Origin of the sequence: uncultured Nisaea sp. (assembly GCF_963974195.1) — a bacterium.
Classification (GTDB): Bacteria; Pseudomonadota; Alphaproteobacteria; order Thalassobaculales; family Thalassobaculaceae; genus Nisaea.
On the sequence record NZ_CAXBDC010000008.1, the window covers coordinates 65,295 to 76,523 of the forward strand.

The window sequence follows — 11,229 nt, forward strand, 5'->3', positions numbered from 1 at the left end:
ACTCTTCGGCTCGATGCAAAGGTCACGGACGCAGATAGGCCGTCCCAGGACGGCCTATCTACCCGATTTAACCAAGATGTCGGAGAGACTATTTGGCTTTCAGAGCCGCTGCAATCTCATCGACATTCATCTGCAAAGCCTGAAGACCTGTACCGGCCAGATACCAGTTCCCCGAATCCACATAGACAATATGCCCTGCTTTCCAGGCCTTGGTCTTGTGGATGATCTCGTTATCCAGCATTGCCGCCGCCGACTGTCCCTCACGGCCGATAGCCGCATCCCGGTCCACCACGAACAGCCAGTCGGGATCCGTTTCGAGAAGGAATTCGAACGAAATCGGCTGACCATGCAGCCCCGTGCCCAGATCCTCGACCGCCGGCTTGAAGCCGTAGACATCATAGAGAACCGTGAAGCGCGATCCCTTGCCATGCGCGCTCATCTTGCCGCCGGTCGTGATCATCGCAAGCGCGGTGCCCGCCTTGCCGGCAAGCGCCTGCAACTCCGCCGTGGAGCTTTCAAGCTTGTCCACCAGGGCCTGCACCTCGGCTTCCTTGTCGAAGATCTTCCCGACAGTCAGGGCGTTTTTCTTGGCATCGCCAATATGATTCTCCCAACTGGCGGAGAGATCGATCGTCGGCGCAATTTTCGCCAGGTCGTCATAATTTCTGGAAGAGCGCCCGCCGACGATCACCAGATCAGGCTCGGCGGCAACAATGGCTTCGTAATCCGGCTCGAACAGGGAGCCGACATTCAGGTAGCTGCCGGATGCATATTTGGCCAGATGCTTCGGCTTTGGCCCGCCGGGAACGCCAGCGACCTCGACGCCAATTGCGTCCAGCACGTCCAGCACACCGAGATTGAAGACCAGGACCTTTTTCGGGATCCCCGGCAGCGTTGTCGTGCCCTTTGTGTGCTCGATGACAATGTCTTCGGCAAAGGCGGCGGGGGCAAAGGCGACGGGCGCCCCGACTGTCACGGCCAGAATGGTTGCGCAGGCAAGGACGCTGCGGCGCATGGTTGAAAACAAGGGATATCTCCTTTGCGGCTGAACAATCGGGAGAACCAACAATGGTTCTCCCTCCCCTTTATCAAAAGAGGCAAATTTGGAAATCAGAACTTTGCCGTCATGCTGAACCAGACACGGCGCCCATCCTCGACATAGCCGTACTCGTCATAGGTTATCCGCTTGTCGGTCAGGTTATAGCCAGCGAGATTGACCTGAACATTCTCGCTCAGATCGTAGCTCACACCGATATCGAGGAAGGTGTAGGACGGCGCAACGGTCGAACTGCTGGAGGGACCCGTGGTCGGCTGGCTTTCCTCGCCACGGAAGGTCACCCGCGCCCAGGGCCGCAATTGCGGCGTTGCCCGCCAATCGACCTGAGCCGTCGCCTGATGCTTCGGCAACTGGGTCAGGGGCTCCCCCTTATAGTCGCCGCTGAGCTGCTCGGACTGCGTGAAGGTGTAGCTCCCGGACAGCGAGACCGTATCGGTCAGGTCGCCTGCGAGGGACACTTCGATGCCCTGCGTCTCCGCCTCGTCGATATTGATCCGGTAGGTTGGATCGGATCCGAATTGGTTTGGGCCATCCGCGCAGATCGTCGTCGGACAGGCGATCCGGGTGATCTTGTCCTTGAAGGCATTATGGAAGACCGTGACACTCGCCTCGATTCCCGAACGCCCCGAATAGATGACACCGATCTCCTTGCTGAGAGAGGTTTCCGGCTCGAGATCAGGGTTGCCGTAGACATTGCCGCCACGGCTGACCTGTCCCCAGTCCGGCGTGATTTCCCGGAGGTTCGGCGACCTGTAGCCGCTGGAAACACCACCTTTCAGCGTCCAGTTTTCAGAGATGTTCCAATTGCCATAGAGACGCGGACTCAGATTGGCGCCGTAATCCTCGTTGAAATCCAGACGCACGCCACCGGTCAGGGAGACATCCGGCAGAACCAGCCATTCGTCTTCCGCAAAGGCTGCGTACTGGACCATATCCACCTGCGTCCGGTCGGAAATCTGATTGGTCGTGGCATCGTCCAGCTCTTCCAGGCCGTAATTACCGCCAACCGTGACCAGGTGATCGCCGAACGGCATCCACAGACTGGTCTTCGCCGTCGTGTTGGTGATCTCGATATCCCGGCCCTGATTGTCGGAAATCTCCCGCTTGATGTGGCTGTCGACATTGCCGAAAGACAGCCGCCCGGCATGCGCGAGAGAGAAGTGCGTCTCAGTGTAGGTATTGTCGCTGTCCACACAACCGCCCCGGCAGCCGGATGACGCAACAGTCTTACCGACCGTCCCCTCACGATGCTGCTCGGATACACCCGCCTCAAGCGTCAGATCGTGATCCGGGGTCGGCGTCAGCGTCAGGCGCGCCGTGACGGTCTTGTGCTCCCGGTCCTCATACCCGTTGAGAATGTCGTCCTCTTCTCGCGTACTGTACTGGCCGTAAAGTTGCAGCCCCAGAAGGTCCTCGCTCAGCGGACTCGCGAGGTAGAAATTGCTCTGGTAGGCATTTCCAGAGGCACTGTCCTGCTGCAGAAGCGCATCGGCCTGGATCGCTCCTTCGAGCTTCTGCGGCACCTTGCGCGTGATCACGTTGATGACGCCGCCGATTGCGTCGGATCCGTAGAGTGTCGACATCGGCCCGCGGACGACTTCGATGCGCTCGATCGCCTGCAGGGGCGGCAGCCAGTTCTGTTCGAACCCCGCACTGCCGTTCGGCCGGCTTTCCCGCGTGTCCACCCGCTGCCCGTTGACCAGAATCAGCGTGTAGGAAGAAGACATGCCGCGAATGCTGATATCCGCTCCATTATCGCCCGACCCGCCGCCGGTCACGATCACACCGGGAACGTCCCGCAGGGCATCCGTGATGTTCTTGTACTGGTGGCTTTCCAAGGTCTCCCGGGTGATAACGCTGATCGACGCCGGCGCGTCTTTCACTTCCTGTTCGTGCCCGGATGCCGTGACAACAATCGGCTCGATCTTGACTTTTTCCTGGGCCAAGGCCGATGTCGTTACAATTGCAGCAACAGTCCCGGCGACAAGTGGTAGTGTGCTCCCCAGGCGCACGCCCCGGTTCAGGCGCAAAAGCTCGCTCCCCAACATGCAATTACTCCAGCCAATGCAAGACATTTGAAATCAATATTGCTAATGTAAATCATTCGCAATTTTATCATTCAACCAAGAACCGTGGCACGGCGCGTTGCAAAAAATGGAACATCCCTCCTCGCCCTTCCTGCACAGGCAGGGCCGGTCAAAAATCACGCATGGGGATCAGCTCGCCACGAAAGACGCCGCAAGCGAGCCAAGCGATGTATGACCTGAAAGCACTCGATATCTTCAATTCCGTCATCCGGCACGGCAGCCAGACCGCAACGGCACGGGAATTCGGCTTGCCCAAATCGACCGTGAGCCGGCGCCTGAAGGATCTGGAAGGTCAGGTCGGCCATCAGTTGCTGCGCCGGGACGCCAACCGCATGGTTCCGACCGAAGCCGGACTCGTCTTCGAGAAATATTCCCGGGCGATCCTGAAACTCACCGAGGACAGCCGCGAGACCCTGAGCGATCTCAGGAAAGAAGTCAGCGGGGACCTGACGCTGCATGTCCATGAAGGCCTGATCAGGGGCTGGTTCGCAAAACAGATGGAACGCTTCATCGCGCGGTATCCGCATGTGCGAATCGCTCTGCGGACCAATACCGAGTTGCCGGCGATGGATGGCAAGGACACCGTCTGCATCTGGCTTGGTCCCGTGCCGGAAGAGATTCGCCTGCGTCAGGAGACGCTCGGCCGGCTCACCCGGGGACTGTTCGCCCATCCCGATTATCTGGCCCGCCAGGGTGCGCCCCGGCACCCGAGGGAACTTTCCCACCATAAATGGGTCGATCTTCTCGGCGACAGCGGCGACGGCCTGACCCTGCGCCACTCCCGGGAAGGGAAATACTCCGTGACGCTGCCCGTCTCCCAGATACAGGTGGACCGCATGGCACTACAGGGGGATGCCATCGTCAGCGGGCATGGTATCGGGTTGTTGCCGCACTGGATGGTCAAGAAGCGCAGCCACTATCACCCGGGCACACTGGTTCCCTGCCTGCCGGACTGGCACGCGGCACCGCTCGCGGTCCGTCTGCTTTATCCGGATACCCAGCTTCCCCGCCGGTCGCTTGCCTTCATCGAGCATATCCGCGCGGCAATTCCCGGGGACTGGGCACCCCATTCACCGGCGCACAACATCACCGGGGCGGAAACAGAAACAGCAGGGAATAATGGCAGCCTTCATGTGCCCGTCATGCGCAGCAAAATCGCCTAGCAGGCAGCTCTAGAGCGGGTCGGCCTCCTGCCGTGCCACTTTGTCCGCCACCCATTCATAGGTTTTCTCCAGCCCCTCTCGCAAAGCCGCGCTCGGCGCCCATCCCAGCTCCGCCCGGATCATGCTGTTGTCGGAATTCCGGCCACGCACGCCAAGCGGCCCCGGCACGTGGCGCTTCGTCAGTTTCTTGCCCGCAATGTCGCAAACCATGTCGACCAGCCGGTTGATGCTGACCATCTCGTCCGAGCCGATATTGACCGGTCCCGCGAATCCGGAGCGGGTCAGCCGCAGCACCCCCTCCAGACATTCGTCGATATAGAGGAAGGACCGGGTCTGCTCGCCGTCGCCCCAGATTTCGATCTCGCCGCCATCCGGCGCCTCGGCGACTTTCCGGCAGATCGCCGCCGGTGCCTTCTCCCGGCCATCGCTCCAGGAGCCTTCCGGGCCGAAGATATTGTGAAAACGGGCAATCCGGCATTCCAGACCGTGATTGCGCTTGTAGGAGAGATAGAGCCGCTCGCTGAAAAGCTTCTCCCAGCCATATTCGCTGTCCGGATTGGCCGGATAGGCGCTGTCCTCGCGGCAGTTCGGGTTGTCCGGATCCTGCTGGTTTTCCTGCGGGTAAATGCAGGCCGAGGAGGAATAGAACACCCGCTTGATGCCGTGCCTGTTGCAGATATCGACGACATTCAGGTTGATCGCCGCCGAATTGTGCATGACGTCGGCATCATGATCGCCGGTGAAAATATACCCGGCGCCGCCCATATCCGCCGCAAGCTGGTAGACTTCATCGAACTTCCGGTCGATCACCGCCCGGACATTGGCCGGCTCTCGCAGATCCGCGACGACGAAATCGTCGGCTTCGGTCCTGGCGTAACGCGGATGCTTCAGGTCAACACCCCGCACCCAGCTTCCCTCGGCTTTAAGGCGATGCACCAGATGGCTGCCGATAAAGCCGCCCGCCCCGAGCACGAGAACCTGTTTCATACGGAGATTTCCACTTTCATCGACTCCAAGCGCACGGCAGAAAGCCATGCGGAAAAACATCCATCATACGGATTCTATGGCGTGAAAGTGTAGAAAGTGTGACCACCCTGGCAAAGCACGGATGCCCGGTTCCAGCGGCTTTCAGGGTATTTGAACAATGCATATCGCCAGGGGCAATTTTGGCACTTGCCATCCGCAAGCAAGCTCGCTAATTTCCGCCCCCTGCCGCGAACGCACTCGATGCGACGGTCCCGTTGGGGGATAGTTTAACGGTAGAACTGCGGACTCTGACTCCGTCAGTCCTGGTTCGAATCCAGGTCCCCCAGCCACTCTTCCGACCTCATTGATTTTTCGACCGTGCTATCCGGCAGGCGAAGTGATTACTCCGCTCAGCGTTGCCGGACGCTGCGGAATTTCACTACCCGATAGGTGCGCAGGTGGAAGCTTTCCTGCCAAAGTGCGGGTTCCTCAACGCTTTGAAGAATCTACGAACCGATAGTTCGCGCCTCAAGCCGGACTGGTCTAACAACGCCGTCGCGGCCCCTTTATCTGCTTTCACAAGGTCACCAGACCCTGTAAGCATCGCAATCTTCGAAGATTTGGGGCAAATCATGGCGCAAAATGCCACCATTTACAAAGTTGAGCTTTCGGTCTCCGACATGGATCGTCATTATTATGAGACCCATAAATTGACCGTGGCAAAACATCCATCTGAGACGGATGAACGGCTGATGGTGCGCATTGTCGCCTTTGCGCTAAATGCCCATGAGAATCTGGAAATGACAAAGGGGCTGTCAACGGATGACGAGCCCGACATTTGGCAGAAAAGCTTGAATGGCGCGCTTGATGTGTGGGTGGCCCTGGGGCTTCCCAGCGAGAAGGTGGTGCGTCAATCCTGTGGCAAGGCCGGCAAGGTGATTATCTATCCTTATGGCAGAACGGCCGAGATCTGGTGGGACAAGATAAAAAAGAGCACCACCCGTTTTGAGAACCTTCAAGTGATAAATTTTTCCGAGAAAGACACAGGCGAACTGGCAAAACTGGCAAGCCGCGCGATGAGGCTCCAGATCAATATTCAGGACGGCGATGTGATGGTCAGTGTAGCTGACAGCATCGTCTACATGACCCCGCTCAAATGGAAGAGTGCTGCGTAATCCACGCGGGCTCGCCGCAAAGCCGGACTTTAGCTGGTCAGTACTGTTTGCAGGGAATTTTGGCATATACCTCTGAAATTGCGCAAAATATGCCGAAGCCTTGCGCAGGATCTCGTTGGCGCGGCGAAGCTCCTTCACCTCGCGTTCCAGAGCCTTCACCCGGTCCCGGTCACTGGCGGCCTGCGCCGCTTGCCCGGATTCATGAAGCAGGGCAAGGCGACCCGATCCTCAAGCGTAAACTGATGATACCTTTGCGCGTTGACGCTATTCGTTCAACACGGCGGCCCGGTTGCGGCTGAAAGTTTTGCTGCGGCAGCTTGAAGGCTGCCGCAGCAAGAAGCCGTCGAGCAGTTCAGCTCGCGACAACCCAGATCTTTCGAACCGTCTCCAGGGTTTGCCAGTTGCCGGAGAAACCGGGCTTCATGACGAAACTGTCCCCGGCCGCGAATTCCCGAGTTTCGCCGTCATCTTCGGTCAGTTGCAGGCGTCCCGAGAGAATATAGCAGAACTCGTAACTGTCGCCCTTGATCGCGCGGTACGTCCCCGGCGTGCACTCCCAGATACCAGTGCGGATCTGCCCCCATTTGGCGGCTTCGGCGAGCGCGGAATCGAGCTCCCAGGTACGGAAGACAGGATTGCCCTCGACAAGACGCTCGGGCAGTGGGCCGTTCTCGCTCGGCGCGAAAGAAGGAGAGAGTGTAAGTGACACAAGATTGGTCATTGGATATTCCGTCGATTGGGGACACATAAAATCACAGGCTAAGCATCGCTCAAGCGGCCTGGAAATAGCCACAGAAAGCGTGTCCGGTATTTGCATTCATCACCGACCGCCATCCGGGGCAAAATCACCGACTTATTGTGTTAATGGCACCCCGAAATCTGCTAGGTAGATACGCTTGGCAAAAATCAGGACGTGGTCCATCAGCGATGAAGTTCAAACACAAGATCATGGGCGCATTGCTGGCAGCGGGCATCCTGCCCATGTTCGTAAGTTCCGTGTTCGATATCTCCCGCATGTACAACGTGGCCGAAGAAGCGGCCCGGGCAGAAATCGCCTCCGTCATCGACCTGAAAGGCGAGATGGTCGAAACCTATTTTGGCACTCTTCTCAGCATTGCCAGGACGCTTGCAATAAACCCCGTCGTCACTGACGCGGTACGGGATTTTACCGCCGCTGTTGAGCAGCTGGACACGTCTGAAGATGATGCCATGCGCCCCCAAAGTCTGAGGGAGCGCTATGTCTATCAACAGGAAAACACGACAGGGGCAACGTCAGCCGATCTGGACCGATGGATGAAGATCGACCCGGTCGCGGAGAAGCTTCAACACCTTTACATTTCGGACAATCCCCGAAAAATTGGTGAAAAACACCTCCTTATGACGGCTGGCGACACGAGCAGATACTCAAGCCTGCACGAGACCTATCACCCATTTTTTAAAGAATATCTGGAAGAATTCGCGTTCTACGACATCTTCCTGTTCGAACCCAAAGAAGGCCGTATCGTCTATTCTGTCTTCAAAGAACTCGATTACGGGACGTCCTTCGTTGACGGCCCTTACAGCGATTCAGCCTTTGGACATGCTGTTCAACAAATTATTCAAAATAATTCGGATGACCTCGTCTTTGTAGATTTTGAACCCTACGAGCCATCATACAATCAGGATGCCTCATTCCTGCTTGCTCCTCTCAAGGACAAGGGCCAATTGGTCGGTATTATTGCTTTCCAGATGCCGGTTGATCGCATCAACACCATCGTAAACAAGGCAATTGCCGGCTTCGAGACCGCCGAAACTTTCCTTATCGGGTCAAACGGGCAACTCCGGTCCGTCCCGGAGAACGCCGCCAATCTGGAGATTGGCTCATCTTTGTCCAGCGAAGTTATCACGAGGGCCCTTGGCAGCTCGCAAGGGCTTATTGCCGCGAAAAATCACAGAGATGTACCGGTAATCGCCGGGTTTGAGCAGGTGAGCCTTCCCGGACTTGACTGGAAAATCATCCTCTCTGTCTCGGATGAAGAGGCCTTGGCGGATGCCTATGCCTCGGTCCGCGACGCTCTTATCAGACTTGGTGCGTTCAGCCTGCTCATCCTGGCATGCGGTTATGGATTGAGTGTTTATCTCCTGCGCCCTGTTCAGGCGCTCGGCAGGGATTTTCATGAAATCGTCGTCGGCGCGATGAATGCCCTGCACAAAGCGTCCAAGCAGTCCAAGATTGCAGCGGAATCGATGGTCACAACGGCCGAAGCGACAAGCCGCCAGGGCTCCGTTGTCAAAGAAAACTCGGTTGCAGCAGCTCAAAACGTCACCCTCGTCGCGGCCGCGATGGACCAGATGGCATCCTCTATTCAAGAGGTTGTCAAAGGCGTGACGAAAACCTCAAGCCTTACCGATGATGCGTCCGAAAGGGCGAACCTGGCATCGTCTTCGCTCCAGCATCTGGAAACCGCGACACAACGCATCACCGGTGTGGTCACCTTAATCAAGGACATTGCCAACAAAACGGACCTGCTTGCCCTGAACGCCTCTATTGAGGCGGCCCGGGCAGGTGATGCCGGGCGCGGGTTTGCTGTTGTCGCGGAAGAGGTCAGAAAACTTGCAACCCAGACAACCAGTTCCACCGAGGAAATAAGCACAGAAGTCGACAATGTCACCATGGCTGTGCAGGCTAATGTTTCCGCCATTCGCGGTATCACTCATGCCATCGGGCTTGTCCGTGATCAGGCAACGTCCATGTCAACCGTCGCCGAAGAGCAAGGCGCCGTCACGTCGGAGATTACCGGCAACATGTCGGACACGGCCCAGCGCGTATCCGCTGTAGATGAAAATATCGGGGGCGTTGAAACAGCATCAGCCGGTGCGGCCGTTGCGGCAAGAGACGTGATGCAACAGATGCAAAGCGTCGATGATGCCGAAAAGAAAGTCACGGAAGCGATCGATGCTTTCCTCAAGAAATTCAAAGACATTTAGCTTCCCGGCTCACATCGACGCAGGCCATCCCCACCAGTCACGCACCCCACCCCCCATGACCCGGGTGAGGTCATCACCGCGCAGCCAGGGCAGCTCCTCCGTGAACAGGGTGACGCACTGCCTCCAGGAGCAGGGCATTTTGGAAATGTCGGTGCCCCAGAACATGCGGTCTGGCCCGAATGCATCGAAGATTTGCCGCAGGTAGGTCTGCATTGCCGGGAACGGATAGGCCTCGGCTGTATAGCCCGGCGCGCCGGTCGCCTTGACCGCGACATTCGGCAGGTTGGCAAGCTTCAGAAGCGCCGGCATGTGGGTCATGGCGGCGGCATCCTTGAGGGTCGTGTTACCGCCCATGCCGCCCAGATGGTCGATGGTCAGCCGCAGCCCCGGGTGACGGTCGGCGACGTCCCCCAACAGGTCGAGCGATCCCGTAGCCAGAGTCGTCACCGGAATGCCGAACCTCTCGGCGGCGGCCCAGAACCAGTCAAGCTCGCCCGCATGGAGGCGGCGGCGGTCCTCACCTTCCAGAAACATGCAGCGCAGGCCGAGCATACCGGTCTGGCCGCGCCAGGTTTCCATCGCGGTCCGGCTTTGCTCCGGCTGGCCGAGATCGACAGCGCCGATGATGGCGAACCGGCCAGGATAGCTGCGGGTTGCGGCCATCGCCAGGTCGGTCGCCCCCGGGTCCCAGGACGGCGGATGGATCACGGCGGCATCGACACCAGCCTCGTCCATCATCGCAATCGCTTCGGCTGCTGAGAAGGACGTGATTTGCCAATGCGCCATGTTACTCGGCAAGCCGGTCGCCCAGAGATGAATTTGCGCGTCGACGATTTCCACAGTTCCCCCCTCCGGTCGTTTTCTGCCAGATGATCATCACCCTGGCTCACACTACCTCGACAGCCGGCCTTACAATACAGGCGGGTCGGTCAGGCCAGTGCTGCTGCGATGCGCTCAATCCCCTCCGCGATGCGTGCGGACGGGATTGAGGAATAGGCCAGGCGGTAATATTGGACATTGCCTTCCGCGGCATCAAAGAAGGTCTGCCCCGGCTCGATCAGGACGCCCTGTTCACGCAGGGAGAGTGCCAGCTCCGCTGTATCGACACCATCCGGCGCCTTCATCCAGAAACTGGAGCCGCCGAAACCGCCGGTTCCAGCCACCTCGAGACCACACTCACTGATCGCCTTTTCCATCACGGCGCGGCGGCGGCCATAGGCCTTGCCGATGCGATTGACCATGCTGTCGTGATAGCCGCGGGAGAGGAAATACGTGGTCGTGCGCTGCACGCTTCCGGGCGGATGCCGCAGCACCATCGCCCGAAGCGCCCGCGCCTCCCGGATAAAGCTCGGCGAGGCGACGAGGTAGCCAAGCCGCAGACCGGGAAACAGGGATTTTGAAAAGGATCCGATATAGACCACGGAACCGGCGCGATCGAGCGACTTGAGCGCCGGTGTCGGCTGCTGGGCGAAGGACATCTCGAACTCATAATCGTCCTCGACGATGATGAAATTCCGCTCGGATGACCGCCGCAACAACTCCAGCCGGCGGCTCATCGGCATCGTTGTGTTTGTCGGGCACTGATGGCTTGCCGTCGTGAAAACAACGCTGAGCTGCTCGGGCAGCCGTTCCGGCGGCAGGCCATTCTCGTCGACATCGACCGGGACAGTCCGACAAGAACTGTGCTGCAGCACTTTTCTGAGACCGGGATAACAGGGATTCTCGATGACCGCTGTGCGCCCCTCTGTGAGCAGCAACTGTGTGCAGATCCAGATGGCGTTCTGGGCGCCGAGCGTGAGCAGGACTTCCTCGGG

9 protein-coding genes and 1 tRNA gene are annotated in these 11,229 nt (G+C 58.5%); 4 read left to right on the plus strand and 6 right to left on the minus strand.

Going from position 1 to position 11,229, the window contains the following annotated elements:
* Nucleotides 1–88: 88 nt before the first annotated feature.
* Nucleotides 89–1,027 carry a siderophore ABC transporter substrate-binding protein gene (locus tag AAC126_RS03515; protein ID WP_339850125.1) on the minus strand — a complete coding sequence of 313 codons (939 nt, stop codon included), beginning with the start codon at nt 1,025–1,027 and terminating at the stop codon, nt 89–91.
* An 83-nt stretch (nt 1,028–1,110) separates the two neighbouring features.
* Nucleotides 1,111–3,105 (minus strand): ligand-gated channel protein, encoded by a 1,995-nt coding sequence (locus AAC126_RS03520; protein ID WP_339850126.1) that lies wholly within the window; start codon nt 3,103–3,105, stop codon nt 1,111–1,113.
* A gap of 206 nt (nt 3,106–3,311) precedes the next feature.
* On the opposite strand from AAC126_RS03520, the gene AAC126_RS03525 reads away from it, so the two are divergent.
* Complete coding sequence (locus AAC126_RS03525; RefSeq protein WP_339850127.1) at nt 3,312–4,307, plus strand: LysR family transcriptional regulator; 996 nt, start codon at nt 3,312–3,314, stop codon at nt 4,305–4,307.
* A 9-nt stretch (nt 4,308–4,316) separates the two neighbouring features.
* Here the strand turns inward: AAC126_RS03525 and AAC126_RS03530 are convergent, their stop codons facing one another.
* Nucleotides 4,317–5,294, minus strand: a complete 978-nt coding sequence (locus AAC126_RS03530) for an NAD-dependent epimerase/dehydratase family protein (RefSeq protein WP_339850129.1) — start codon at nt 5,292–5,294, stop codon at nt 4,317–4,319.
* 255 nt (nt 5,295–5,549) lie between these two features.
* On the opposite strand from AAC126_RS03530, the gene AAC126_RS03535 reads away from it, so the two are divergent.
* Nucleotides 5,550–5,623: transfer RNA gene (locus AAC126_RS03535), tRNA-Gln, on the plus strand.
* Nucleotides 5,624–5,731: 108 nt separating this feature from the next.
* A complete protein-coding gene (locus tag AAC126_RS03540) occupies nt 5,732–6,448 on the plus strand; it encodes a YaeQ family protein (RefSeq protein ID WP_339850132.1) in 717 nt (238 codons plus the stop codon).
* A gap of 352 nt (nt 6,449–6,800) precedes the next feature.
* Here the strand turns inward: AAC126_RS03540 and AAC126_RS03545 are convergent, their stop codons facing one another.
* Nucleotides 6,801–7,169: a cupin domain-containing protein gene (locus tag AAC126_RS03545; protein ID WP_339850134.1), complete on the minus strand. Its 369-nt coding sequence runs from the start codon at nt 7,167–7,169 to the stop codon at nt 6,801–6,803.
* Between the two features lie 206 nt (nt 7,170–7,375).
* On the opposite strand from AAC126_RS03545, the gene AAC126_RS03550 reads away from it, so the two are divergent.
* On the plus strand, nt 7,376–9,415 hold the full coding sequence (locus AAC126_RS03550) for a methyl-accepting chemotaxis protein (RefSeq protein WP_339850136.1): 2,040 nt from the start codon (nt 7,376–7,378) through the stop codon (nt 9,413–9,415).
* Between the two features lie 9 nt (nt 9,416–9,424).
* Here the strand turns inward: AAC126_RS03550 and AAC126_RS03555 are convergent, their stop codons facing one another.
* Nucleotides 9,425–10,255, minus strand: coding sequence for an amidohydrolase family protein (locus AAC126_RS03555; RefSeq protein ID WP_339850139.1), 831 nt, complete (start codon nt 10,253–10,255; stop codon nt 9,425–9,427).
* Nucleotides 10,256–10,344: 89 nt separating this feature from the next.
* Nucleotides 10,345–11,229, minus strand: an 885-nt coding sequence (locus tag AAC126_RS03560) for a PLP-dependent aminotransferase family protein (RefSeq protein ID WP_339850141.1), incomplete at its 5' end; no start/stop codon positions are given.

Bases quoted from the DNA above. Each gene is read 5' to 3' on its own strand.
- AAC126_RS03525 (WP_339850127.1), top strand. From the start codon at position 3,312: ATGTATGACCTGAAAGCACTCGATATCTTCAATTCCGTCATCCGGCAC.
- AAC126_RS03550 (WP_339850136.1), top strand. From the start codon at position 7,376: ATGAAGTTCAAACACAAGATCATGGGCGCATTGCTGGCAGCGGGCATC.
- AAC126_RS03520 (WP_339850126.1), bottom strand. From the start codon at position 3,105: ATGTTGGGGAGCGAGCTTTTGCGCCTGAACCGGGGCGTGCGCCTGGGG.
- AAC126_RS03530 (WP_339850129.1), bottom strand. From the start codon at position 5,294: ATGAAACAGGTTCTCGTGCTCGGGGCGGGCGGCTTTATCGGCAGCCAT.
- AAC126_RS03545 (WP_339850134.1), bottom strand. From the start codon at position 7,169: ATGACCAATCTTGTGTCACTTACACTCTCTCCTTCTTTCGCGCCGAGC.